Origin of the sequence: Bradyrhizobium sp. USDA 336 (assembly GCF_044908355.1) — a bacterium.
Taxonomy (GTDB): Bacteria; Pseudomonadota; Alphaproteobacteria; order Rhizobiales; family Xanthobacteraceae; genus Bradyrhizobium; species Bradyrhizobium yuanmingense.
This window is the reverse complement of the sequence record NZ_JBIYDC010000002.1, coordinates 1,967,602-1,991,580: the sequence shown is the minus strand read 5'-3', so window position 1 is coordinate 1,991,580 and position 23,979 is coordinate 1,967,602. Positions and strand designations below refer to the sequence as shown.

General features: G+C 65.0%; 18 protein-coding genes. 9 read left to right on the top strand and 9 right to left on the bottom strand.

Annotation, left to right across the window (positions count from 1 at the left end; all coding sequences use genetic code 11):
- Positions 1 to 54 precede the first annotated feature (54 nt).
- The 6 genes from accC to ABIA45_RS10215 all read right to left on the bottom strand — a co-directional run bounded on the left by accC (position 55) and on the right by ABIA45_RS10215 (position 6,067).
- Entirely contained in the window at positions 55 to 1,413 is a 1,359-nt protein-coding gene (gene accC, locus ABIA45_RS10240) for an acetyl-CoA carboxylase biotin carboxylase subunit (protein WP_157285924.1), read from the bottom strand.
- Positions 1,414 to 1,495: 82 nt separating this feature from the next.
- Positions 1,496 to 1,984, bottom strand: a complete 489-nt coding sequence (accB, locus tag ABIA45_RS10235; RefSeq protein WP_157285923.1) for an acetyl-CoA carboxylase biotin carboxyl carrier protein — start codon at positions 1,982 to 1,984, stop codon at positions 1,496 to 1,498.
- A 35-nt stretch (positions 1,985 to 2,019) separates the two neighbouring features.
- A complete protein-coding gene (gene aroQ, locus ABIA45_RS10230) occupies positions 2,020 to 2,487 on the bottom strand; it encodes a type II 3-dehydroquinate dehydratase (RefSeq protein ID WP_157285922.1) in 468 nt (155 codons plus the stop codon).
- 230 nt (positions 2,488 to 2,717) lie between these two features.
- A complete protein-coding gene (locus ABIA45_RS10225; protein ID WP_404651916.1) occupies positions 2,718 to 3,593 on the bottom strand; it encodes a DUF1236 domain-containing protein in 876 nt (291 codons plus the stop codon).
- Positions 3,594 to 3,802: 209 nt separating this feature from the next.
- Entirely contained in the window at positions 3,803 to 4,570 is a 768-nt protein-coding gene (locus ABIA45_RS10220) for a DsbA family protein (RefSeq protein WP_036022886.1), read from the bottom strand.
- A 96-nt stretch (positions 4,571 to 4,666) separates the two neighbouring features.
- A complete protein-coding gene (locus ABIA45_RS10215; RefSeq protein WP_036022887.1) occupies positions 4,667 to 6,067 on the bottom strand; it encodes a M48 family metalloprotease in 1,401 nt (466 codons plus the stop codon).
- A 205-nt stretch (positions 6,068 to 6,272) separates the two neighbouring features.
- Here ABIA45_RS10215 and ABIA45_RS10210 point away from each other — a divergent pair, with 205 nt between their 5' ends.
- From ABIA45_RS10210 to ABIA45_RS10200, 3 genes are all read left to right on the top strand, one after another.
- Positions 6,273 to 7,460, top strand: coding sequence for a pyridoxal phosphate-dependent aminotransferase (locus ABIA45_RS10210; RefSeq protein ID WP_404651914.1), 1,188 nt, complete (start codon positions 6,273 to 6,275; stop codon positions 7,458 to 7,460).
- An 89-nt stretch (positions 7,461 to 7,549) separates the two neighbouring features.
- Entirely contained in the window at positions 7,550 to 8,107 is a 558-nt protein-coding gene (locus tag ABIA45_RS10205) for a biotin transporter BioY (RefSeq protein WP_157285938.1), read from the top strand.
- 82 nt (positions 8,108 to 8,189) lie between these two features.
- A complete protein-coding gene (locus tag ABIA45_RS10200; protein WP_157285915.1) occupies positions 8,190 to 9,524 on the top strand; it encodes a dicarboxylate/amino acid:cation symporter in 1,335 nt (444 codons plus the stop codon).
- Positions 9,525 to 9,608: 84 nt separating this feature from the next.
- Here ABIA45_RS10200 and ABIA45_RS10195 read toward each other — a convergent pair whose 3' ends face one another.
- The gene (locus ABIA45_RS10195; protein WP_404651913.1) at positions 9,609 to 10,841 is read right to left on the bottom strand and encodes an NAD(P)/FAD-dependent oxidoreductase; all 1,233 of its coding nucleotides are present in this window, start codon (positions 10,839 to 10,841) and stop codon (positions 9,609 to 9,611) included.
- Positions 10,842 to 10,907: 66 nt separating this feature from the next.
- Positions 10,908 to 14,024: an Rne/Rng family ribonuclease gene (locus ABIA45_RS10190; RefSeq protein WP_404651911.1), complete on the bottom strand. Its 3,117-nt coding sequence runs from the start codon at positions 14,022 to 14,024 to the stop codon at positions 10,908 to 10,910.
- 705 nt (positions 14,025 to 14,729) lie between these two features.
- On the opposite strand from ABIA45_RS10190, the gene ABIA45_RS10185 reads away from it, so the two are divergent.
- The 5 genes from ABIA45_RS10185 (at position 14,730) to ABIA45_RS10165 (ending at position 21,622) form a co-directional block, all read left to right on the top strand.
- Complete coding sequence (locus tag ABIA45_RS10185; protein WP_404651909.1) at positions 14,730 to 16,025, top strand: N-acetylmuramoyl-L-alanine amidase; 1,296 nt, start codon at positions 14,730 to 14,732, stop codon at positions 16,023 to 16,025.
- Between the two features lie 227 nt (positions 16,026 to 16,252).
- A complete protein-coding gene (locus tag ABIA45_RS10180; protein WP_157285912.1) occupies positions 16,253 to 18,754 on the top strand; it encodes a penicillin-binding protein 1A in 2,502 nt (833 codons plus the stop codon).
- Between the two features lie 107 nt (positions 18,755 to 18,861).
- Positions 18,862 to 19,993, top strand: a protein-coding gene (prfB, locus tag ABIA45_RS10175) for a peptide chain release factor 2 (RefSeq protein WP_100213427.1) whose coding sequence is annotated in 2 segments (ribosomal slippage) — positions 18,862 to 18,930 and positions 18,932 to 19,993 — 1,131 coding nt in all. Because the reading frame shifts where the segments join, the coding sequence is not laid out codon by codon here.
- The gene (locus tag ABIA45_RS10170; RefSeq protein ID WP_404655647.1) at positions 19,894 to 20,880 is read left to right on the top strand and encodes an NAD(P)-dependent oxidoreductase; all 987 of its coding nucleotides are present in this window, start codon (positions 19,894 to 19,896) and stop codon (positions 20,878 to 20,880) included. The genes prfB and ABIA45_RS10170 overlap by 100 nt, the downstream gene beginning before the upstream one ends.
- A gap of 139 nt (positions 20,881 to 21,019) precedes the next feature.
- The gene (locus tag ABIA45_RS10165) at positions 21,020 to 21,622 is read left to right on the top strand and encodes a DUF4337 domain-containing protein (protein ID WP_271546715.1); all 603 of its coding nucleotides are present in this window, start codon (positions 21,020 to 21,022) and stop codon (positions 21,620 to 21,622) included.
- 249 nt (positions 21,623 to 21,871) lie between these two features.
- On the opposite strand, the gene ABIA45_RS10160 is transcribed toward ABIA45_RS10165, so the two are convergent.
- Positions 21,872 to 22,804 carry a LysR family transcriptional regulator gene (locus tag ABIA45_RS10160; protein ID WP_404651907.1) on the bottom strand — a complete coding sequence of 311 codons (933 nt, stop codon included), beginning with the start codon at positions 22,802 to 22,804 and terminating at the stop codon, positions 21,872 to 21,874.
- A gap of 170 nt (positions 22,805 to 22,974) precedes the next feature.
- On the opposite strand from ABIA45_RS10160, the gene ABIA45_RS10155 reads away from it, so the two are divergent.
- Positions 22,975 to 23,949: a Bug family tripartite tricarboxylate transporter substrate binding protein gene (locus tag ABIA45_RS10155; protein WP_404651906.1), complete on the top strand. Its 975-nt coding sequence runs from the start codon at positions 22,975 to 22,977 to the stop codon at positions 23,947 to 23,949.
- The last annotated feature ends 30 nt before the right edge of the window (positions 23,950 to 23,979 follow it).

Below are 23,979 nucleotides of genomic sequence, written 5' to 3'. Positions count from 1 at the left end.
GCCCCAACCATCCAGAACGCGATTGGAGGCAAGGGGTTCCATGAGAGCATGTGATTATCGCGGCGCTGGTTCCGCCTTGCCGGCCAGGTACTGCTCCAGCCAGTGGATGTGGTAGTCGCCGTTGATGATGTCGGCTTCGCGCACCAGCGCGCGGAACAGCGGCAGCGTGGTCTCGATGCCTTCGACCACCATCTCGTCCAAGGCGCGGCGCAGCCGCATCAGGCATTCGGCGCGGGTCTTGCCGTGCACGATCAGCTTGCCAACGAGGGAGTCGTAATAGGGTGGGATCGTGTAGCCCTGGTAGACGGCGGAATCGATCCGCACCCCGAGGCCGCCGGGCGGATGATATTGCAGGATCCGGCCGGGCGAGGGGCGGAAGGTCTGCGGATTCTCGGCGTTGATGCGGCACTCGATCGCATGGCCGATGACCTGGACTTCGTCCTGCCTGGCCGGCAGGTCGCCGCCGGCGGCGATGCGGATCTGCTCCAGCACGAGGTCGATGTCGGTGATGCTCTCGGTGACGGGATGTTCCACCTGGATGCGGGTGTTCATCTCGATGAAGTAGAACTCGCCGTCCTCGAACAGGAATTCGATGGTGCCGACGCCGAGATATTTCATCTCGCGCATCGCTTTCGCGCAGGTCTCGCCGATCTTAGCGCGCGCGGCGGCAGCGAGCACGGGCGAGGGGCCTTCCTCCCAGACCTTCTGGTGGCGCCGCTGCAGCGAGCAGTCGCGTTCGCCGAGATGGATCGCGCCGCCGCGGCCATCGCCGAGGATCTGAATCTCGATGTGGCGCGGCTTCTGCAGGTATTTTTCCAGATAGACGGAAGCATCGCCAAAGGCGGATTTGGCCTCGTTGGCCGCCGTCGACAGCGCCAGCTGCAGGTCGGCCTCGCTGTGCGCGACCTTCATGCCGCGGCCGCCGCCGCCCGCCGCCGCCTTCACCAGCACGGGGAAGCCGATTTTCCTCGCGATCGCCATCGCATCGTCGTCGGGACCGACGGCGCCGTCCGAGCCGGGCACCACGGGGATGCCGAGGCGCTTGGCGGTCTTCTTGGCCTCGATCTTGTCGCCCATCAGGCGGATGTGCTCGGCCTTCGGACCGATGAAGTGCAGATTGTGCTCGGCGAGGATTTCCGCAAAGCGCGCGTTCTCGGAGAGGAAGCCGTAACCGGGATGCACGGCATCGGCGCCGGTGATCTCGCAGGCCGCGAGCAGGGCGGGCACGTTGAGATAGCTGTCCTTGGACGCCGGCGGCCCGATGCAGACGCTCTCGTCCGACAGCCGCACATGCATGGCATCGGCGTCGGCGGTGGAGTGCACGGCGACGGTGGCGATCCCGAGCTCCTTGCAGGCCCTGAGGATGCGAAGGGCGATCTCGCCGCGGTTGGCTATGAGGATCTTGTCGAACATGTTGTCCTGCAGCGAATGGCGAGTGGCGAATGGCGAGTAGGGAAGGCTGACGCCATTCGCTATTCGCTATTCCCCATTCGCGTCACTCAATGATCACCAGCGGCTCGCCGTACTCGACCGGCTGGCCATCCTCGACCAGGATCTGCGTCACCGTGCCGGCGCGCGGCGAGGGGATCTGGTTCATCGTCTTCATGGCTTCGATGATCAGCAGGGTCTGGCCGACCGAGACCTTGGCGCCGACGTCGATGAACGGCTTTGCGCCCGGCTCCGGCGCCCAATAGGCCGTGCCGACCATCGGCGAGGTCACGGCGCCGGGATGCTTCGACAGATCGGCCGCGGCAGGGACCGCGGGGCTTGCTGCCAGCGGCAGGGCGGCCGGAGGAGCCGTCACCTGCATCGGCATGGTCGCGGCAACGCTGATGTTGCGGGCGACGCGCAGGCGCAGACCCGCTCGCTCGATCTCGATCTCGGTGAGGCTGGTCTCATCGAGCAGAAGTGCCAGCTCGCGGACGAGCGCGGAATCCTCGCTGGAAAACTTTGCGGCTGCTTTGTCGTCTGGCTGGCGCGCCATGTTGTTTGATCCGAATGTTCTGTTGGAAGGGAGCGTCAGGCGTTGGGCTTGATGCCGAGCTTGGCGGCAAGGCCCTGGATGGCGAGGCGGTAGCCCTCGATGCCGAAACCGCAGAGCGAGGCGAAAGCCGCGCGCGCAGTGTAGGAATGGTGACGAAAACTCTCACGGGCGTGGATGTTGGTCACGTGCACCTCGACCGTCGGAATCTGCACCGCGAGCAGCGCATCGTGCAGTGCGATCGAGGTGTGGGAATAGCCGCCGGCATTGATGATGATGCCCTTCATCTTGCGCCGATGCGCCTCGTGGATGAAATCGATCAGCTCGCCTTCGCGGTTGGATTGCCGGCAGTCCGCCTTCAGGCCGAACGTCGCGGCCGTGTCCCGGCACAGCGCCTCGACGTCGGCCAGCGTCGCATGGCCATACTTGTCGGGCTCGCGGGTCCCCAGCATGTTGAGGTTCGGCCCGTTCAGGACGAGGATCGTGTCGGTTGCAGGTTCGGCCATTCCAATCCCGGAAAGAGGTGTTTCGGCGTGGCGGGGGTTATAGGTAACAAAGCGCGTGAGGGGAAGCCTTGAAGGGCCTCAGGGGCGGGGTCAGCCACCTCATCCAGTGCGCAAAAACCTGTGCGGAAACTACGGAATTTGCTTGTTAACCAGGCTGAAGCATGGCTGCCGGGTGCATGCAAAGGGGCGGGCATCGCTGCCCGCCCCCAAGAGCTTGCCGGTGTCCGGCCTTAGACGTTCAGGACGGCCACGATCTCATAGGTGTCCGGATCGATGATCACGATCTCTTCCCGGACCAGGACGTACTTGTAGCTCCGCCATTCCGGATAGATCGACACGACCCGCGACGGCAGGGCGTGAAGGGTGATGCCCTCCCGCGGAATGCGGGTGCCGACCGAGATCGAGAAGTTCACGTTCGTCACCGGGGCGACGCGCTGCTCGCGGATCACCGAGGTGATCTGGGTCCGCTGCTCGGTCGAGAGCTTGGCAGCGGCGCCCGCCTGGCCAACCGTGGTCGAGCTCTGGCCCTGGACGTTCTGGGTCGAACTGGTGCCAGTCTGGCCCTGCGCGTTCTGGTTCGTGCTCGTGCCGGTCTGGCCTTGGACATTCTGGTTGGTGCTCGTGCCGGTGCCCTTCTGGGTCTCGGTGGTCGAGGTGCCGCTCTTGCTGCCCTCGGCCTTCATGTCCTTCTGGTCCTTAGCTCCGGACTTGCTGGTGTCCTGGCTCATGCTCTTGGACTTGTCCTGCTGGGACTTGTCCATCTGACCCTGCGCGCGGTCGTCGGTGCGCTGGCCCTTGGTGGTGCCAGACTTGTCCTCGGCCGCGTTCTTGTTCATCGCGCCGCCCGAGGGGCGCTCGTCCTTCATCGCGCCGGACTTGTCTTCGGACTTCATCGCGCCGGAGCCGCCGGCCTGGCCAACGGTCCCCTTGTCATGGCTCATCGAGCCACCGCGCTCAGCAGCGCCGCCGGAAGGTTGCGAATGCTGCATCTGCGCGCCACCGGCGGCGCCGCCGCTGTCGCGGCCCATATTGCCCTGCGCGTTCGCGAGGCCAGTGCCCGCGACGAGCGCGACTGCGGCAACCGAAATCATAAAGCGGTTCAACATCGAAATTCTCCTCACGTGTTCATTCGCGTCATTGCCCGCGCCGACAACGAAAGGGGATTTGAGTTGTTCCGGAACTTCGACTGTTCCGCGGCTTTTGTTTGTTGAACGCCAGATGAATGACTTTGCACGAAGGCGCCAACGTTCAGCGCAAGAAAAAGGGCCGGCATGTCTGCCGGCCTTTTTGTGTTCTCGCTATCGTAAAACTGTGATCAGCAAGTCGCCTTGCCGCAACGGGCAATGCCGATCTTCTCCTTCAGGCTTTCAACACCGACGGCACCGATCACGATCTGCTTGCCGATCACGTAGCTCGGCGTACCGTTCATGCCCATCGCTTCGGCGAGCTTGAAATTCTCCTCGAGGGTGGCGCGCACCTCGGGGCTGGCGATGTCCTTCTCGATGCGAGCCGTGTCGAGACCGGCTTCCTTGGCGGCTTGCATCGCGCGGGCCTTGTCGGCGGCGCCGCGGCCGCTGAGCAGCTTCTGATGGAAGTCGAGATATTTCTTGCCGGAGGGATCCTGCATGCGCACGGCGACCCCGACCTGCGCCGCTTCCACCGAGCCCTGGCTCAGCACCGGAAATTCCTTCAGCACCACCTTCAGCTTCGGATCGCCCTTCATGATGGTCAGCATGTCGTCCATAGCACGCTTGCAATAGCCGCAATTGTAGTCGAAGAACTCGACGAAGGTGACGTCGCCGTCCCTGTTGCCGAGCACGACCTGGCGCGGCGAGTTGAAGATCGCCTCGGCGTTCTGCGCGATGCTGGCCTGGTGCTTCTGCGTTTCGGCCGCGGCCTGGCGCTTGCTGAGCTCGGCCATGGCCTCCTCGAGCACCTCGGGATGGCTGACGAGATAGTTCTTGATGATCTTCTCGATCTCGGTGCGCTGGCTGTCGGAGAAACTGTCGGCCGAGGCGGGCACGGCTGCGCCGAACATGGCGAGCGCGAACAGGGCAGGAGCGAGCAGGCGCAGCGAAGGCATAGTCAAATCCTCTTATCCAAAGCAGGTTTCGAGAACGTCCCGGCGGATTCAGGCCCGGTGTCGTGACGTCGTGGTCGGGCGTCGTTCGAGTTTGCGTCAGTTGCGCGGCGGCTTCGCCGCCACGATGTCGTCGGCCTTGACCCATCCGGGGGTGCCGACGGCGAAACGTGTTTTCGCGCGCGTGGCAAGCTCGCGGGCGGTTTTGTTGTCGCCGCGCAAATATGCGGCCTGGGCCGAGGCGAGATCTGCCTCCGCATAATCTCCCTTCCGGCCATAGGCCATCGCGAGCTGGGTATACCCGAGCGCCGCCTCGGGCTCCCGGGCCACCGCGGCGCGGAGAATCCGAACGGCATCGTCGGTGTAGGCCTTATTATCGGTTCCGACCAGAGCCTGCCCAAGTAACATCTCGATGAGGGGGGCGTTGTTCGAGAGGGCGACGGCCTTGCGCAAGGGAGCGATCGCTTCGGCCGCCTTGCCGCTTTCCAGGAGCGCCTGGCCGCGCACCTCGTAGAAATACGGGTTGTTCGGCTGCACCTGGATCAGCGCGTCGATCTGGGCGAGCGCGCTGCGCAGATCACCGTGCAGATAGGTGCTGATGGCGCGGGCATAGCGCGCCGGCAGGCTGTCGTTGGTCTGGGGATAGCGGCGGTACACCGTCTCCGGCCGCTCCATGAAGGCGGAGATCTTGGCGCGGACCATGTCGTGCCGAAGCTGGAGCGCGGGATCGTCCTTCTTGTTCCAGTAGGGGCTGGAGCTTGCGAACTCCTGTAGCGCGGCGACGCGCTCGGCCGGCATCGGATGCGACTGCAGGTAGGGATCGGCACCGCGCGCGGCGAACAGGCTCTCGCTGGTGAAGCGCTTGAACGTCTCGTACATGCCCTTGGGCGATTGCTGGGTCGCAGCCAGGAACTTCACGCCGGCGCGGTCGGCATTCTCCTCCTGCTGGCGCTGGTAGGACAGCAGCGTGCGGCGGATCACCTCCTGCGGAGCGGCGATGGCGGCCGCGCCAGCATTGGCGAGCCCGTTGTTGCCTACGCTGCTGCGCTGCGTGCTGCCGGCCGCAATCGCGCCGGCGCCGAGCAGCATCGCGATGATCATCTGGGTCTGGGCGGCGGCGAGCTGCTCTCGCAGCTTGGACAGATGGCCGCCCGCCAGATGTCCGGTCTCGTGCGCGAGCACGCCGATGATCTGGTTCGGCGTCTCCGATTGCAGGATCGCGCCCCAATTGACGAAGATGCGGCGGCCATCCGCGACGAAGGCGTTGAACGAGCCGTCGTTGATGATCACCATCTGGATGTTGTGCTTCTCCAGACCCGCAACGCGCAGGATCGGACGCGTGTATTCGCGCAGCAGCTGCTCGGTCTCGGTGTCGCGCAGGACCGGCGGCCCCTTGGCCTGAGCGCGCGCGGCCGAGAACGGCGTCAGCGCGATCGCCGTGGCCGTGACGAGGGCGGTGAGGGCGGAGGCCTTCTTGCGCAATGCGATCTGGAGCGACATCAAGCGGTCTTGGTCAAAAGGGGCTCGGTCAAGTGATCTTGGTCAAGCAGTTCAGTGATTGGTTTTGGTGATTGGCGGCGGACCGGATACGCGATATGCCCTTGTGAACGGTGCCCTTATGAGCCGTACAATGCGGCCAGTCTGGGGCACAAGCGCCCCGTTTACGGACCGGACGGACCGGTTCGCCAGCCAATAGCAGAAATCGATGCGCGACGCGACATTGAGGAACCGGTTGGGGCAGTGGCTCGAGCCCTCCCGCCGCAGCGATGTTCCCCCGTTCATGGTGATGGACGTCATGGCCGCGGCGGCCCGAATCGAGGCGGCCGGCGGTCATGTGATCCATATGGAGGTCGGCCAGCCCGCGGCCGGCGCCCCCAGGACCGCGATCGCGGCCGCCCATGCGGCGCTCGAGGCCGGACGGATCGACTATACGTCCGCGCTCGGCATCCCCGGTCTGCGCGCGCGCGTCGCGCGCCATTATCGCGACACCTATGGCTGCGATGTCAGCCCCGAGCGGATCGTGGTGACGACGGGCTCGTCGGGCGGCTTCATCTTGGCCTTTCTGTCGATGTTCGAACCTGGCGATCGCGTCGCCGTGACGGTGCCGGGCTATCCGCCGTATCGACATATTCTGACCGCGCTCGGCTGCGAGCCGGTGCTGATCGAGACCACGAACGAAACGCGTCACGCGCTGACCGGCGAGGCCCTGCTCGCAGCGCATCGCAAGGCGCCGCTGAAGGGTGTTCTGGTCGGCAGCCCCGCCAATCCGACGGGCACGATGATGTCCCGTGAAGCGCTCGCCGGCCTGATCGCGGCGGCGGAAGATGCCGGCATCCGCTTCATCTCCGATGAGATCTATCACGGGCTCGATTACGCGTTGCCGGCCGTGACAGCGGCCGCGCTGTCCGAGCACGCGCTCGTGATCAATTCGTTCTCGAAGTATTTTTGCATGACCGGCTGGCGCGTCGGCTGGATGGTGGTGCCTGAAATCCTGGTGCGGCCGATCGAGCGGCTGCAGCAGAACCTCTCGATCTCGGTGCCCGCGCTGTCGCAGATCGCAGCGGAGGCCGCCTTCGACGGCGCGGCCGAGATGGAGGCGATCAAGCACGGCTATCAGGAAAACCGGCGTGTCCTGATCGATGGCTTGCCCAAGGCCGGACTGACGAGATTCCTGCCGGCTGACGGCGCCTTCTATCTCTATGCCGACGTCTCGGACTTCACCTCGGACAGTTTTGAATTCGCAAAGCAGATGCTGGAGCAGGCGCGCGTGGCGACAACGCCCGGCCTCGACTTTGATCCTGTCCATGGCCGTTCATTCATCCGCTTTTCCTATGCACGCTCGCTCGATGAGATGCGGGAGGCAGTTGACCGGATCGCTCACTGGCTTAAATAGCCGCCAGTTTCGACAGCCCTCCGGAGTTCGACGTGCCTGACCGTTCCACCCCGTCCGCGGCAACGCCACATTCCTCTCTCGCCGCATTGATGTGGCCGACGCAACCGGGCGAAGCCGTCGGCACGCTGCGTGCCGTCGTGCTGATTGCGCTCGGCACCGCGCTGATGGCGCTGTCGGCCAAGGTAAATTTGCCGCTGCCCTACGTGCCAATGACGCTGCAGACGTTGGTGGTGCTGATGATCGGTGCCGCCTATGGCTGGCGCCTTGGCAGCGCAACCATGATCGCTTACCTCGCCGAGGGCGCGCTCGGACTTCCGGTGTTTGCAGGCCCTGTGGGTGGGATCGCGCCGCTCGTCGGGCCGACCGCAGGCTATCTGTTCGGTTTCGTTGTGGCAGCTTTCGTGACCGGTTGGCTCGCCGAGCGCGGCTGGGATCGCAGCGTCGTGCTGCTGTTTGCAGCGATGGCCGCCGGCCATGTGGTCATTCTTGCCGCCGGCTTCGGCTGGTTGGCCTTTGGCCTCGGTCTCGGCGCAGCGAAAGCCTGGCAGGTCGGCATCGTGCCGTTCATTGCGGGTTCGCTGGTCAAGAATGCGCTCGGCGCGGCGTTGATGCCGGCCGCGCGCCGCATCGTCGATCGCCGCGGTTAAACCTGCCACAATTTGCAGCTCCAATTAACGGGCCGGCCAAGTTGATCTTGGCTGGCCCAGCGCTTTGAGGGGAAGTGAAACGATGACGACGACAACAATAGCGGAGGCGCCGGTCGCGCCGCCCGCCGCCAAGCCGTGGTACAAAGTCCTCTACATCCAGGTGCTGATCGCCATCGTGCTCGGCGCCATCGTCGGATGGCTGTGGCCGTCCGTCGCCACCAACGATTGGATCAAGGCGCTCGGCGACGGCTTCATCAAGCTGATCAAGATGGTGATCGCCCCGATCATCTTCTGCACCGTGGTCTCCGGCATCGCCCACATCCAGGACGCCAAGAAGGTCGGACGCATCGGCGTCAAGGCGCTGGTCTATTTCGAGGTCGTCTCGACCTTCGCGCTGGTGCTCGGCCTCGTCGTCGGCAATCTCGTCAAGCCGGGGTCCGGCTTCGGTGGCGGAGCGGCAAACGAAGCGGCGGTGGCCAATTACGCCAAGCAGGCCGCTGGACAAAAGTCCGTCGACTTCGTGCTGCACATCATTCCGGACACCGTGGTCGGCGCCTTCGCGCAAGGCGAGATCCTTCAGGTGCTGCTGTTCGCGGTGCTGTTCGGCTTTGCCTTGATGAGCCTCGGTGAGCGCGGCCACACCATCCGCAGCTTCATCGACGATGCCGCGCACGCGGTGTTCGGCGTCATCTCGATCGTGATGCGCGCGGCGCCGATCGGCGCGTTCGGTGCGATGGCCTACACGATCGGCAAGTTCGGCACCGGCGCGATCCTCAATCTGCTCGGCCTGATCGCGACGTTCTACGTCACGGCTGCGCTGTTCGTGTTCGTCGTGCTCGGCCTCATCGCGCGCATGGCCGGGTTCTCGATCTTCAAGTTCCTCGCCTACATCAAGGACGAGCTGCTGATCGTGCTCGGCACCTCATCCTCGGAAAGCGCGCTGCCGTCCTTGATGGAGAAGCTGGAGCGGCTCGGCTGCTCCAAGTCGGTGGTCGGCCTCGTCGTGCCCACGGGCTATTCGTTCAACCTCGACGGCACCAACATCTACATGACGCTGGCGACGCTGTTCATCGCGCAGGCGCTCGGCGTCGAACTCTCCTTCGCCCAGCAGATGACCATCCTGGTCGTGGCGATGCTGACCTCGAAGGGCGCCTCCGGCATCACCGGCGCCGGCTTCATCACACTGGCGGCGACGCTCGCGGTGGTCGATCCGCGCCTCGTGCCGGGTATGGCGATCGTGCTCGGCATCGACAAGTTCATGAGCGAGTGCCGGGCGCTGACCAATCTATGCGGCAATGGCGTCGCCTGCGTGATCGTCGCCTGGTGGGAAGGCGAGCTCGACCGCGACAAGCTCAACGCCAATCTCGCCAAGGAGATCGATCCGACCGACATGGAGACGGCGATCACCACGGACTGATCGGGCTCTGGCAGCGCGAGCTGCGCTATCAGACTTGAAGCAATAGGGCTGATCGAACTGCTCGATCAGCCCTTCTTCTGTGGGCTAAAACCGCTCGGGCCGGTATGGCGTCAGATCGACCGCAGGCGTTTCGCCGCTCATCATCTCCGCGAGCAGGCGTCCGGTCGCAGGGCCCAGCGTGAAGCCCTGATGGCCATGGCCGAAATTCATCCAGAGGCCGGGGTGGCGCGGGGCGGGGCCGAGCACCGGCAGCATGTCGGGCGTGCAGGGCCGCGTGCCGAACCACGGATCCGGCTCGACCCGTTTGCCGAGGTCGATCAGCTCGCGCGCCGAGGCTTCGGCGCTGGCGAGCTGCACTGGTGTTGCGAGTGCGTCCGCGCCGGTCAATTCGGCGCCGGTGGTGATGCGGATGCCCTTGGCCATCGGCCCCATGGCGTAGCCACGGGCCTTGTCGACCAGCGGCAGGTCGAGCGAAGCGCCGCCGCTGTAATGCATGTGGTAGCCGCGCTTGCGCACCAGCGGGATGCGATAGCCGAATTTGTACAATAAATCAGGCGACCACGGCCCGAGCGTCACGACGGCGTGGGCAGCGTCGATGCGGCCCTGGTCGGTGTCCACCGACCAGCCGGTCGCGGTCTGTCGCAGCGACTGCGCATCACCGAGCACGATCCTGCCGCCGAGGCGCACGAACAAGTCGGCATAGGCCGTGACCAGCGCGCCGGGGTCGGACACGGTCCAGGTGTCGAGCCAATGGATCGCTCCCGGGAGATCGTCTCGCAGGATCGGCTCGGCCCTGGCAAGCTCGCTGCCCGACAGCACGCGGTAGTTCACGCCGAATTCGCGCTGATCTTCCTCGGCAGCCTTGACCGAGAGATCCAGTGAAGCGGCATCGCGAAACAGCGCTCGGTAGCCGGCGCGGCGGATGAGATTGTCGGCATGCGCCTCGCGGATCAGGATGTCGTGCTCGGCGGTTGCGTAGGCGATCAGCCGTGCCCACGCCTCGATCGCCTCGCGATGCCGCTTCGGCGCCGAATGCCACCAGTAACGGAGCAGGGGCTCGATGTGGAGATGCAGCGAGGAGAGGCTGTAGCGCACGTCGTTGGTGCGGCCGGTCGCGATCTTCAAGAGCGAAGCGAGGTCGCGCGGCATCGGATAGGGGCGTACCGCCTCGGCCTGGATCATTCCGGCATTGCCGTAGCTGGTCTCGCGGCCCGGCTCCCTGCGATCGACCAGCGTCACCGACCAGCCGCGCCGCTGCAGATGCAGCGCGGCGCCCACGCCCACCATGCCGCCGCCGAGAATGATCGCGCTTTGCATCGCAGCTGACCTCATCAAATCAAAACCGCCCGGTTGGGCCGGGCGGTTTCAATTCTATTTGTCCCTTTACTCGCCGCCGCCGAAACGGCGTGACCACCAGCCGGCACGACGTGGGGCGGCCGGGGTTTCGCTTGCCGCCTCCGGCGCGGGCTCAGGTGCCGGCGCGGGTGCAGCAACCGGCTCGGTCGCCTCCGCCGCCGGCGTTGCGGGCTCCGCCTGGCTGTTCGCCAGGAAGCTCACCTTTTCGCGCACGGTGGAGCGGCGCCGCGCGGCCCTGTCGCCGGCTGGCTCTTCGTCCGGCGTTGCGGTCGTCGCGGCGGGAGCGGGCTCCGGCTGGGCCGGCGCCTCGGTCCGGATCTCGGCGTGCGGCTCAGGCTCCGCAACTTGCGGCTCGCCGGTCGGCTCGGCCTGCGCGATCGAAGGCGAAGCCTGGCTGCCGAGGCCGTCGAAATCGGCCACTGCACCGGCAGCTTCCGGCGGCGCGTTGGTGCCGAGCTCGTCGCTGATGGAGCCGGCAAGACCTTCCTCGCTGCCACCGCGACGGCGGCGGCCGCCGCGGCGACCACGCCGGCGCCGGCGATCACCGCTGCCCTGCTGTTCGCCACGGGCGGCCTGTTCCTCGCCTTCCTCACCGTCCTGCTCGGCCTCGGTCTCCTCCTCGCTTTCGCCGGCGATCATCGCGGGCTCAGGCACGGTCGGCGCCGTATCCTCGCGCAACTCTCCTTCGCGCTGGCCGCCGCGGCCGCGCCGGCGTCGCCGGCGCTTGCGGCGCTGGCCGTCCTGCTCCGAGGCTGCCTCGCCGCCAGCCTGCTCGTCGGCAAGGCCTTCGGTCTCGTCGGTTTCGATCTCGGATTCCGTCTCCAGGTCGAAGACGTCCTCGTCGTCATAGGCCTCTTCGGCCGGTGGCGGCGGGCTCGCAGCGGCTTGCGCAACGAGCAGCGCCTTGGCGGCTTCGAGCGTATGCACCTGCTCGCCGCGGTCGATCACATAGGCCTGCGGGCCGCTGACGCTCGCGTCGGCGATCACCGACAGCGTGACCTTGAAACCGTTCTCGAGATCGCGCAGATGGCCGCGCTTGTGGTTCAGCACATAGAGCGCGACGTCGGTGCGGGTGCGGACCACGAGATTGTGGGTGGCGCCCTTCATCAGGATCTCTTCGAGGCCGCGCAGGAGCTGCAGCGCCACCGAGGACACCGAGCGGACGTGGCCGGTGCCGCCGCAATGCGGGCACGGATCGGTCGAGGATTCCAGCACGCTGGCGCGGATGCGCTGGCGCGACATCTCGAGCAGCCCGAAATGCGAGATGCGGCCGACCTGGATGCGCGCGCGATCCTGCCTGAGGCAATCGGACAGCTTGCGCTCGACCGCGCGGTTGTTGCGCTTCTCGTCCATGTCGATGAAATCGATGACGATCAGGCCGGCGAGGTCGCGTAGGCGCAGCTGGCGGGCGACCTCTTCGGCCGCTTCCATGTTGGTCTTGAGCGCGGTGTCCTCGATATGGTGCTCGCGCGTCGATCGTCCCGAGTTGACGTCGATCGAGACCAGCGCCTCGGTCTGGTTGATGACGATGTAGCCGCCGGAGCGCAGCTGCACGGTCGGCGAGAACATCGCATCGAGCTGGCTCTCGACGCCCATGCGCGAGAACAGCGGCTGGCCGTCGCGATATTGCTTCACCGCGCCGACATTGGCGGGCATCAGCATCTTCATGAAGTCGCGGGCCTCGCGGTGGCCGGCTTCGCCGGCGACCAGAATCTCGTCGATCTCCTTGTTGTAGAGGTCGCGCAGCGAGCGCTTGATCAGCGAGCCTTCCTCGTAGACGAGGGTCGGGGCCTGCGATTTCAGCGTGAGGTCGCGCACCGTCTCCCACATCCGGATCAGATATTCGAAGTCGCGCTTGATCTCGGGCTTGGTGCGGGCGGCGCCCGCGGTGCGCAGGATGATGCCCATGCCCTCGGGCACGTCGAGGTCCTGCACCACTTCCTTCAGGCGCGAGCGATCCTGCGCGCTGGTGATCTTGCGGCTGATCCCGCCGCCGCGTGCGGTGTTCGGCATCAGGACGGCGTAGCGGCCGGCGAGCGAGAGATAGGTCGTCAGCGCCGCGCCCTTGTTGCCGCGCTCTTCCTTGACGACCTGCACCAGCATCACCTGGCGGCGCTTGATGACTTCCTGGATCTTGTACTGGCGGCGCGGGCGGAAGGTGCGCTCCGGCACTTCCTCCAGCACGTCGTCGCCGCCGACGGATTCGACGACTTCCTCTTCGGCATCCTCGCCGTCCTCGTCCTCGTCGTCCTCCTCGGCTGCTTCCCCGGCGTCCGCTTGCGGGGCTTCCGTGCTTTCGCCGGCGGCGTAGACGGCATCGGCCGGTTCGGCGGCCGATGTCACGGCTTCCGCCAGAGGCTCCGCCTGCGCTTCCGCGGCATGAGCCTCGGGAGCGGAAGTCTCGAAGGTTGGAGCCGGCTGCGGCTCGGCAACGGTCTCGACCGCGGGCTCGGCGCCGACCGCCGCGACAGGCGCGGGCGTCTCGTCGGCGTGTTCATGATCGTGATGATCGCGTTCGTCCTCGCGGCCGTGGGCATCATCGTGAGCGTGATGGTGCTCGTCATCGCGGGCATGACGATGTTCGTCATGATCATGGTCGCCATGATCGTGGTCGCCATGATCGTGGCCCTCGTGCTCGCCGTGATGCTCGCTATCGGCGTGCAGATGCTCGCCCTCGGCATGCTCCGGCAGCGCGGCGCCGTCGACCGGCTGGGCGGCGGGATCGGCGCCGGCTTCGAGACCTTCGACGATGTCGCTGCGCACGCGCTCGCCATGACCGCGGCGGCGGGCGTTGCGGTGCCGCGAGCGGCGACGGCCGTGCGAGCGGTTCTCGCTTTCTTCCTCGGCCTCGCGATGGGCCTGTTCCTCGGCCTCGATCAGCGCCTGCCGGTCGGCGACCGGGATCTGGTAGTAGTCGGGATGGATTTCGCTGAAGGCGAGAAAGCCGTGGCGATTGCCGCCATATTCGACGAAAGCGGCCTGGAGCGAGGGTTCGACCCTTGTGACCTTGGCGAGGTAGATATTCCCGCGCAATTGCTTGCGTTGCGCGGTCTCGAAATCAAACTCTTCGACGCGATTGCCGCGGACCACGACGACCCGGGTCTCCTCCGGGTGGGTGGCATCGATCAACATCTTGTTGGGCATGTCTTAACTCTTGGCGGCGGCGGACGCGATAAGCCGTGGGCGCGTATCGCGCCGGCGGGTGACGCGACGGTCCACCTGATTCGGGGCTGAGGGGAAGGCCGAAACGCCGTCTCTCGCGCCTTGCCGAACCGGAAGCTTCAGGACCATTGCGACGCACGGGATTGTCACTCCGCAGCGTCGCGAATGCTCCTTCAGATTTCGTCGGCACAGTCTGGCGCATCAAGCGTCGGCCCGTATGAAACACTGGGCGGCGAGGCCGCCCTTCAATCAGTTGCTGCTGGCCAGGCACGGCGCGCGCGCGCTCGCCTTGGGGATCACGAACCGCCCCCTTGGGATCAAGGGACCGGGTAATGGGTTACGCCGCTGTCAGAACCGTCCCGGCAACATGAGTGGTAGCCCGAGACCGTCCGCCGCCGGGGCTTGACCCGCTCCACCTCGCTGCCGCGCACCGCGCTGGTCATAGAGGGAAGCGGAAAACGCTGGAATTCTCAAACCTTGAGAGTTCCGGCGCTGCACCGGGAGGCTGAATGCGACACAACCGGAAATATCGGCCGTCAGCATTCCGTACATACGAGGAATGAGCCATCCGTGCAAGGGAGCGTCGCACGGCGGTCACAGTCGCCGAGTTTCGCGTTTCCGTCATTAAGGATCGATTAACCCTGTGGTTCTATTGCGTTAAGAGAGCTGCTCGGAGGCACGGAATCGGTGGCGAGCCGCACAAATCGACGGGTTTTGCTAGGGGGCATGTTGCTGTGCATCGCGGCATTGCCGTGTGCTGATTCCTCGCGCCTAATCGCCGCCGAGAGCCGGTTGCAACCCGCTGCCGTTGCGGCGAATTTTCCGGTCGCCTCGGCCGCCCGCCTGGCCGGCGACGGCAAGCAGACCCGCTTCATCCTCGACCTCGACCAGACCGTCACCTTCCGCGCCGTCACGCTGGCCGACCCCTACCGCGTGGTGGTGGACGTGCCGCAGGTCAATTTTCAGCTGCCCGCGGGGACCGGAAGTGGGGGGCGGGGGCTGGTCAAGGCCTTCCGCTACGGGCTCGTCATGCCCGGCGGCTCGCGAATCGTGTTCGACCTGTCCGGACCGGCGAAGATCGCCAAATCCTACGTGCTGGAGGCGGCCAACGGCCAACCGGCCCGGCTCGTGCTCGAGCTGGAGGAGGTCGACCGCACCGCCTTCGTGTCGTCACGTGGCCCCGAAAACCGTCCCGAGCTGCGGCCCGCGATCGCTGAAGCGCCGCCTGCCACGGTTCCCAGCGCCGCGGCCCCGGATGGCGCGCAGCAGAAGGGTGATACTCGACCGGTGGTGGTGATCGATCCCGGCCACGGCGGCATCGACAACGGGACGCAGTCGAGCGGCGAGAGCGAGAAAAACCTGGTGCTGGCCTTTGGCCTGGCGCTCCGCGACAAGCTGGAAAAAGCCGGCAAGTACCGCGTGGTCATGACGCGGGACGACGACACCTTCGTTCCGCTCAATGACCGCACCAAGATCGCCCGCAATCTCAAGGCGGCCTTGTTCGTCTCGATCCACGCCGATGCGCTGCCGCGGGCGGAAGGGGATGCGCAGGGCGCGACCATCTATACGCTCTCCGACAAGGCGTCCGACGCCGAGGCCCAACGGCTGGCGGATGCGGAGAACCGCGCCGATGCGATCGCCGGCTTCAATCTCGCGGAAGAGCCGACCGACGTCGCCGACATCCTGATCGACCTCACACAGCGGGAAACCCGCACCTTTTCAAACCGTTTTGCTCGCCATTTGATGAGCGAAATGAAGCAGACCGTGCGGATGCACAAGCATCCCCTGAAATCCGCCGGCTTCCGGGTCCTGAAGGCGCCCGACGTGCCATCGGTGCTGGTCGAGATCGGCTACGTCTCCAACAAGGCAGATCTCGAGCACCTGGTCTCCGAGGGCTGGCGCTCCCGCGCCGTGGGCTCGATGGCCCAGGCGATCGACGGATTTTTGACCAAGCGGATGGCCACGGCCGGGACGTCGAACTGAGCCGGTTTGTTCGTCCCGGCCCAAAGGCCCTAGTTTGGCCACAGCGGACGCTTTATAGAAACCGGTAGAGGGTTCCGGAATCGGCGAGAACCTGTTCGGCAAGCGTCTTAAGTCCGGCCTCGATGTGATTGCGTAAGCCGGTGAATTCGCGACGTGAGATTGGTGCCGTTTTGCGTGCCAAAGGGCTGATACTGGGCTGATCCAGAGTTTGAACGGATAAACAGATAATGCGCTTGCTGGTGCGGTTCATGGGCTTCCTGTTCGCCGCGGGAACAGTGGTGTTCCTTGTTGGCGTCGGGGCCGTGGCAGGCCTGATCTGGCATTTCTCCAAAGACTTGCCGGACTACTCTCAGCTTCAGGATTACGAGCCGCCGGTGATGACGCGTGTGCACGCGGTCGACGGTTCGCTGGTCGGCGAATACGCCAAGGAGCGGCGGCTGTATCTGCCGATCCAGGCGGTGCCGAAGCTCGTGATCAACGCCTTTCTCGCGGCCGAGGACAAGAATTTCTACGAACATGGCGGCATCGACTACACCGGCATGGCGCGCGCAGGCCTGCTCTATCTGCAGAACTACGGCTCGAACCGCCGTCCGCAGGGTGCGTCCACGATCACGCAGCAGGTCGCCAAGAACTTCCTGCTCACCAACGAGGTCTCCTTCTCCCGCAAGATCAAGGAAGCCTTGCTGGCGATGCGCATCGAGAAGACCTATTCGAAGGACAAGATCCTCGAACTGTATCTCAACGAGATCTATCTCGGCCTCGGCGCCTACGGCATCGCGGCGGCCTCGCTGGTCTATTTCGACAAGTCGGTGAACGAGCTGACAGTGGCGGAAGCGTCCTATCTGGCGGCGCTGCCGAAGATGCCGGCGACGCTGCATCCGGTCCGCAACCGCGACCGCGCCATCGAGCGCCGCAATTACGTGATCGATCGTCTCCTGGAAAACGGCTGGATCAAGCAGGCCGACGCCGACAAGTCGCGCAAGGAGCCGCTCGCCGTCACCAGCCGTTCCAACGGCGCCCACACCTTTGCCGGCGAATATTTCGCCGAGGAAGTCCGCCGCGACATTTTCGAGCGCTACGGCGAGAAGAAGCTCTACGAGGGCGGCCTGTCGGTTCGCACCACGCTCGATCCGAAGATCCAGGTCATGGCGCGCAAGGCCATGGTCGCCGGCCTCGTGAACTACGACGAGCAGCAGGGCTATCGCGGCGCCATCAGCAAGCTCGACATTTCGGGCGACTGGGGCGTGAAGCTCGCCGAGATCAAGTCGCTGTCCGACATCTCGCCTTGGCGCATGGCGGTGGTGCTGGAGACCAGCGATCAGTCGGCACGGATCGGCTTTCAGCCTGGCCGCGAGCTCGGCGGCGCGGTGAGCAAGCAGCGCGAGACCGGCATCGTCACGGTCGACGGCGTGCGCTGGGCGCGGGCGCTGCAGGGTGGCACGAGAGGCAAGACGCCGACAGCGGTGTCGCAGGTGCTCCAGCCCGGCGACGTCATCTATGCCGATCCCCTCTACAAGGACGGTCACCCCGTCGAAGGCCAGTACCGGCTTCGCCAGATTCCGGAAGTCTCCGGCGCGATGGTGGCGATGGATCCCTGGACCGGCCGCGTGCTCGCGATGGTCGGCGGTTTCTCGTTCGACCAGAGCCAGTTCAATCGCGCCACGCAGGCCTACCGGCAGCCCGGTTCGTCGTTCAAGCCGATCGTCTATTCGGCCGCGCTCGACAACGGCTACACGCCCTCGACCGTCGTGCTCGACGCGCCGATCGAGATCGACCAGGGGCAGGGCGCCGGCGTGTGGCGGCCTGAAAACTTCTCCTCCGGCAAGTTCCAGGGACCGGTGACGCTGCGCAATGCGCTGCGGCAGTCGCTCAACACCGTGACGGTGCGGCTCGCGCAGGACATCGGCATGCCCTTGATCGGCGAATATTCCCGCCGCTTCGGGGTCTATGACGAACTGCCGAACTATCTTTCCTACGCGCTCGGCGCCGGCGAGACGACGGCGATGCGCATGGTCACGGCGTACTCGATGCTCGCCAATGGCGGCCGCCGCGTGAAGCCGACGCTGATCGACCGTATCCAGGACCGTTACGGCCGCACCATCTTCAAGCACGACCAGCGCGAATGCCGCGGCTGCGACGCGCCGGGCGGCTGGAAGAACCAGCCCGAGCCGCAGCTGATCGACCGCCGCGAGCAGGTGCTGGATTCCATGACCGCCTATCAGATCACGGAGCTGATGGAGGGTGTGGTGCAGTCCGGTACGGCCACGGTGATCAAGGAGGTCGGCAAGCCCGTCGCCGGCAAGACTGGCACCACCAACGAGGCGAAGGATGCCTGGTTCGTCGGCTTCTCGCCGGACATCGCAGTCGCAGTCTACATGGGCTACGACAAGCCGCGCCCGCTCGGTAAGGGCAATGCCGCGACCGGCGGCCATCTCGCCGCTCCGATCGTGCGCGACTTCCTCAAGCTCGCGCTCGCCGACAAGCCTGCGGTCCCGTTCAAGGTGCCCGCCGGCATCAAGCTCGTCCGCGTCGTCGCCAAGACCGGCATGCGTGCCGGCCCGGGCGAGACCGGCGGAACCATCCTCGAAGCCTTCAAGCCGGGCACGGCGCCGCCGGACAATTATTCGGTCATCGGCGTTGCCGACGCCGACGGGCGCGGCATGCCGGTGCAGCAGCAGCAGCCGGATTCCGGCTTCCTCTTCCGGCCGGGCACTGGCGGGTTGTGGTAGGCCGCGGATAAGACCGACGATCACGGTTCGGGCAGTTGCGCTTTGCGGCTGCCGCCGCTACATCCCCTCTCGAACTGCACGCGGGATTCCGCAAGACAGAGAACAACATGCGCGCCGAAATCGAACGGTTGGTAGAAGAGATCAAGCAGTCGGTCGGGCTGCTGAGGAGGCATCTTTGACGTCGAGAAATCGACGGCGCGCCTCGCTGAGCTGAACAAGCTCGCAGAAGATCCCAACCTCTGGAACGATCCCCAGAAAGCCCAGAAGCTGATGCAGGAGCGCACCTCGCTGGAGGATGCGCTCAGCGGAATCGGCAAGGTCGAGCAGGAGCTCGAAGACGACATCGGCATGATCGAGCTCGGCGAGGCCGAGGGCGATGACGGCGTCGTCGCCGAAGCCGAAGCTGCGCTGAAGAACCTGAAGAAAGAAGTGGCGCGGCGTGAGCTGGAGGCGCTGCTGTCGGGCGAAGCCGACCGTTTCGATTCCTATCTCGAAGTCCATGCCGGCGCCGGCGGCACCGAAAGCCAGGACTGGGCGCAGATGCTCCTGCGCATGTACACGCGCTGGGCCGAAACCCACGGCTTCAAGGTCGAGTACCTCGAAGAATCCGAAGGCGAAGAGGCCGGCATCAAGTCGGCGACCATCCAGGTCTCCGGGCACAACGCCTATGGCTGGCTGAAGACTGAAGCCGGCGTGCACCGCCTGGTGCGCATCTCACCATTCGATTCCAACGCGCGGCGGCACACCTCGTTCTCGAGCGTGCAGGTATTCCCCGTCATCGACGACAGCATCAAGATCGACATCAAGGAATCCGACGTCCGCGTCGACACGATGCGATCGGGCGGTGCCGGCGGCCAGCACGTCAACAAGACCGAATCCGCGGTGCGCCTGACGCATATCCCGACCGGCGTCGCCGTGGTCTGCCAGGCCGGCCGCTCGCAGCACAAGAACCGGGCGCAAGCCTGGGACATGCTGCGCGCGCGTCTTTACGAGATCGAGCTGAAGAAGCGCGAGGAGAAGGCCGCCGCCGACCAGGCCGCCAAGACCGACATCGGCTGGGGCCACCAGATCCGCTCCTACGTGCTGCAGCCCTATCAGATGGTGAAGGATCTGCGCACGGGCGTGCAGACCTCCGATACATCGGGCGTGCTCAACGGCGAGCTCGACGAGTTCATGGCCGCGACGCTGGCGCAGCGCGCGTTCGGCACAACGGCCGGCGACGTCGAGGACGTGGACTAGCCATGTCCCGCGTCGCCTTCATCGGGCTTGGGCGGATGGGCCATGGCATGGCCGGCCGCTATCTCGATGCCGGCTTCACCGTGACGGTGTGGAATCGCAACAACACAAAGGCCGCGGACCTGATCGCGCGCGGCGCGATCTGGGCGACCTCGCCGGAAGATGCCGCGATCGATGCCGACGCGGTCGTGACCATGGTCGCCGACGACGAGGCCTCGCGCGCGGTCTGGCTCGGGCCTGACGGCGCCGCCAAGACGGCGAAGGCCGGCACCATCGCGATCGAATGCTCCACCGTCTCCTATGACCACGCCCGTGAGATGGGCCGCGAGCTCAATGCGCGCGGGCTGATCTACATCGACTGCCCCGTGACGGGATTGCCGGACGCGGCGGCGGCCGGGAAGTTGACGCTCTTGGTTGGCGCCGACGCGGCCGATCTCGAGCGCGCGCGGCCCTATCTGACGCCGATCGGCTCGACCATCCGCCATTTCGGCGCGGTCGGCTCCGGCACGGTCTACAAGCTGATCAACAATCTCATGGGTGCGATCCAGATCGCCGGCCTCGCCGAGGGCCTTGCGATTGCCGAGCAGGCCGGGCTTGACATGAACCTGGTGCTGGAATCGATCCAGGCAGGCGTCGCGGCAAGCCCGCAGGTCGCGCGTCACTCCAAGCGCATGGTCGCCCGGGATTTTTCCGGAGCGACCTTCACCGCAGCGCTGCGGCACAAGGATGCCGCCTATGCCGTGAAGCTCGCCGAGAGCCTGCTCGCGGGCAAGCCGCTAGTCGCGCGCGCCGCAGTCGAGGCCTACGCGCAGGCGAAAGCGGCGATGCCGGATGAGGACGAAGGCAGGATGATCGAGCTGGTGTCGCGGCCAAAGACGCCTGCCTCATAATTTCGGCCTAGCAACGCAAGGCGGCGGACTCCGGCCTTGCAGGTGTTCGGCTTCTGACCCGGGCTCGTTCGTCGCGATAGTGACATAACGCCGTTGTTTATCGTGCCTGCGCTTTTTAGGAGCGAGGAGGAGCCGATCGATGAAAGCTGAAGACGCCGCGGATATGATGGATCAGGAGCAGGTGAACGACCGCTTCAAGCAGCGCGCGGCGGTCGGCATCGCCATTCTGGCGATGCTGCTCGCCATCACCGCGCTTGGCGGAGCCAATGCCGGCAAGGAGGCGACCAACAACAACATCTATGCCGCGAACCACTATGCCTTCTACCAGGCCAAGACCATTCGCCAGACCGACTATAACCTCGCGGCCGACGCGATCGAACTGGCGTTCCTGCAGGACGAAAGCCTCAATGCCGAGGCCAGGACGGCCCTGAAGGCAAAAGCGGAGGCCTATCGCAAGACGGCAGCACGCTACGAGTCCGAGCCCGAGACGCAGGAGGGCAAGAAGGAACTGATGGCGCAGGCCAAGGACTACGAGAGCAAGCGCGACCATGCACTGAAGCAGGATCCCTACTTCGACTATGCCGAAGCTCTCCTGCAGATCGCCATCGTGCTGATCTCGGTCTCGATTGTCGCGACGCTGCCGTGGCTTGCGATCGTCGGCGGCATTGTCGGTGCTGCGGGTGGCCTGCTGATGGTCAACGGCTTCACACTGGCGGTCCAGATACCGTTTCTGGCCGCGTAGAGGTCCGCACGCGGTTGCGGTGCAAGTGCTGCTGGCGCGCTGGATATTCGTGAGGAGCCTACGCGCACGCGGTGATGCCTGATGAGGATGAAGGCAGATGATCGAGCTGGTGTCGCGGCCGAAGAAGCCTGGCTAGGGCGTGTCCTCATACTTCAGATTAGCAACGCAGAGCGGAAGTCTCCGCCTTCAGGTGTTCGGCGGCTTGTGGATCCAAAACGGACGTTCCCATGGATCGGCGCGTACGCTTCGCTAGGCTTTGGCTTTTGGACGTTCGGCGCGCGCCCAGACCTTGAGCTCGAGCGCGTCGGACACCGCCTTGATCAGGAGCGCGCGGCCCTCGCGCACCGCTTGCGAGTGAGTTCGGTCCAAATTCTCGCAGAGTGCCCAGGTTACGAATTGCCCCTTGATCGGTCCCCAACTGATTGCATCCCCCAAGCCATGCTCAAAGACCGAAGAGGCTGGCACGACGGCATATCCGACTCCGCGGCGTGCAAGGTCGAGGCAAAGGCTCAGCGTGTCGGTCTCGACGGCCAATCGAAACTGCATACCTTTGCGTTCCAGGGCGTGCTCGATCTGGATCCGCGCCACATTCGGACGTCCCGGAAGCACCAGCCGCAAGCCGTCAAGCCTAGAAAGTGCGACCGGTTTTTCGGGGTGTAGTGCATCCTCTCTTCGACCGACCAGCACCATCGGTTCGCGCACCAGCGGCGTCTTGCGGTAGCTGGCGGTAGGCGAGGGGTCGTACGGCACGATGGCAATGTCGAGCAGGCGCGCGGACATGTACTCGCGCAAGATATTGCTGATACCTTCGTAGACACGGAGCGTGATACCGGGGTGCCGCCCCGCAAGCTTCTCCACGAAGGGGGATGTCACCACCTGTTGCCATGCGGGCGGCGTGCCGATGGCAAGTTGGCCCGAGGCTTTTTCGCCGACCTGCTCTTTAAGGAGAGTAAGCTGGCGCAACAGAGGACGGGCGCGATCAGAGAGCATCTTGCCAGCCTCCGTGAGGTCGACGCCGCCCGGAGTGCGGATGAACAGCTTGTTGCCCATCTGGTGTTCGAGGAGCGCAATGTGCCGCGACAACGCCGGCTGCGACAGATGCACGCTCGCAGCTGCCTTGTTGATGCTGCCGAGTTCAGCCACGCGCAGGAACAATTCCAGCAGGCGTACTTCAACAGTCATCACGACCTCGAGGGTTATACAGCCAGTGAATAACAATCATAGTCAATTGGCATTATAAGGATAACTCATACTGCTCCTAGAGTCCTGACGTCACGTGCCAACGAAGGGCGGCATTTGAGGAAACTGAAAATCGGCCGTTCGAGCCGAACTTCAGCAAGGGGAGGCGCATAATGCTTACGCGCGCAGGAGCGATTTCAACGGCACTGATGCTCGCAATTGCCATGACGGTGCCGGGCAGGGCGAAGGCGCAGGAATTTCCGTCGCGACCGCTATCCATCCTGGTGATCTATCCTGCCGGTGGCCCCGCCGATCTGATGGCTCGTGCGCTGGCGGAAGTATTGCGAGAGCGCCTCGGCCAGCCAGTAATCGTCGAAAACAAGCCGGGTGCCGGCGGTCAGATCGCGGGCACCGCCCTGATCCGCGCGCCGGCGGACGGACACACGCTTCTCATCGGTGACACCGCTTCGCTCGGAATCAACAAGGCCGTCTATGCGAATTTCAGCTACGACCCGCTGACAGATCTGGAGCCGGTTGCTCCACTGATGTTGATGCCGATGCTGCTTTATGTGCCAAAATCCAGCCCGTTCAATTCAACCGCCGATCTTGTTGCCGCAGCAAAGTCCAAGGCGCTGAATTATGCTTCGCAAGGCAACGGCAGCCTAGGCCACCTGCTCGGGGAAATGCTCAAGGCGGACGCGGCCATCCAGCTGGTTCATGTCCCCTACAGAGGTTCAGCGCCAGCGATGCAAGACCTGATAGGTTCGCAAGTCGACCTGCTGTTCGACGGTTTGGGACCCGGGCTGCCTAACGTCAGTGCGAACAGTATCAAGGCGCTCTTCGTTGCGGGGCCTCAGCGCTTGCGGCAATTACCGAACGTACCCACTGCAGACGAGGTCAGGCTGCCCAATGTCGTGATGTCTTTGTGGCTCGGGGTTGTGGTACGGGCGGGTACACCCGAGCCAGTTGTTCAGCGGCTCAGCGAAGAGGTCGGCTATGCGATGCGGCAGCCGCAGGTCACCAAGCGATTTCTCGATCTCGGCTTTCAGATCCTCAACATGACGCGCGCGGAATTCCGCGAATTCGTCAAGAACGAAGCCGGCAAGTCAACCGCGTTGGTGAAAGCCCGCGGCATCTCCGCCGAGTAAGTCCATGACCCTTAATCTTGCCACCCGCAC

What these genes read in the sequence shown, in the direction of transcription:
- ABIA45_RS10225 (WP_404651916.1), bottom strand. Translation starts at nt 3,593, where the DNA reads ATGTTGAACCGCTTTATGATTTCGGTTGCCGCAGTCGCGCTCGTCGCG.
- ABIA45_RS10210 (WP_404651914.1), top strand. Translation starts at nt 6,273, where the DNA reads ATGCGCGACGCGACATTGAGGAACCGGTTGGGGCAGTGGCTCGAGCCC.
- accB (WP_157285923.1), bottom strand. Translation starts at nt 1,984, where the DNA reads ATGGCGCGCCAGCCAGACGACAAAGCAGCCGCAAAGTTTTCCAGCGAG.
- ABIA45_RS10195 (WP_404651913.1), bottom strand. Translation starts at nt 10,841, where the DNA reads ATGCAAAGCGCGATCATTCTCGGCGGCGGCATGGTGGGCGTGGGCGCC.
- ABIA45_RS10200 (WP_157285915.1), top strand. Translation starts at nt 8,190, where the DNA reads ATGACGACGACAACAATAGCGGAGGCGCCGGTCGCGCCGCCCGCCGCC.
- aroQ (WP_157285922.1), bottom strand. Translation starts at nt 2,487, where the DNA reads ATGGCCGAACCTGCAACCGACACGATCCTCGTCCTGAACGGGCCGAAC.
- ABIA45_RS10190 (WP_404651911.1), bottom strand. Translation starts at nt 14,024, where the DNA reads ATGCCCAACAAGATGTTGATCGATGCCACCCACCCGGAGGAGACCCGG.
- ABIA45_RS10160 (WP_404651907.1), bottom strand. Translation starts at nt 22,804, where the DNA reads ATGACTGTTGAAGTACGCCTGCTGGAATTGTTCCTGCGCGTGGCTGAA.
- ABIA45_RS10155 (WP_404651906.1), top strand. Translation starts at nt 22,975, where the DNA reads ATGCTTACGCGCGCAGGAGCGATTTCAACGGCACTGATGCTCGCAATT.
- ABIA45_RS10220 (WP_036022886.1), bottom strand. Translation starts at nt 4,570, where the DNA reads ATGCCTTCGCTGCGCCTGCTCGCTCCTGCCCTGTTCGCGCTCGCCATG.
- ABIA45_RS10215 (WP_036022887.1), bottom strand. Translation starts at nt 6,067, where the DNA reads ATGTCGCTCCAGATCGCATTGCGCAAGAAGGCCTCCGCCCTCACCGCC.
- ABIA45_RS10165 (WP_271546715.1), top strand. Translation starts at nt 21,020, where the DNA reads ATGAAAGCTGAAGACGCCGCGGATATGATGGATCAGGAGCAGGTGAAC.
- ABIA45_RS10180 (WP_157285912.1), top strand. Translation starts at nt 16,253, where the DNA reads ATGCGCTTGCTGGTGCGGTTCATGGGCTTCCTGTTCGCCGCGGGAACA.
- accC (WP_157285924.1), bottom strand. Translation starts at nt 1,413, where the DNA reads ATGTTCGACAAGATCCTCATAGCCAACCGCGGCGAGATCGCCCTTCGC.
- ABIA45_RS10205 (WP_157285938.1), top strand. Translation starts at nt 7,550, where the DNA reads ATGTGGCCGACGCAACCGGGCGAAGCCGTCGGCACGCTGCGTGCCGTC.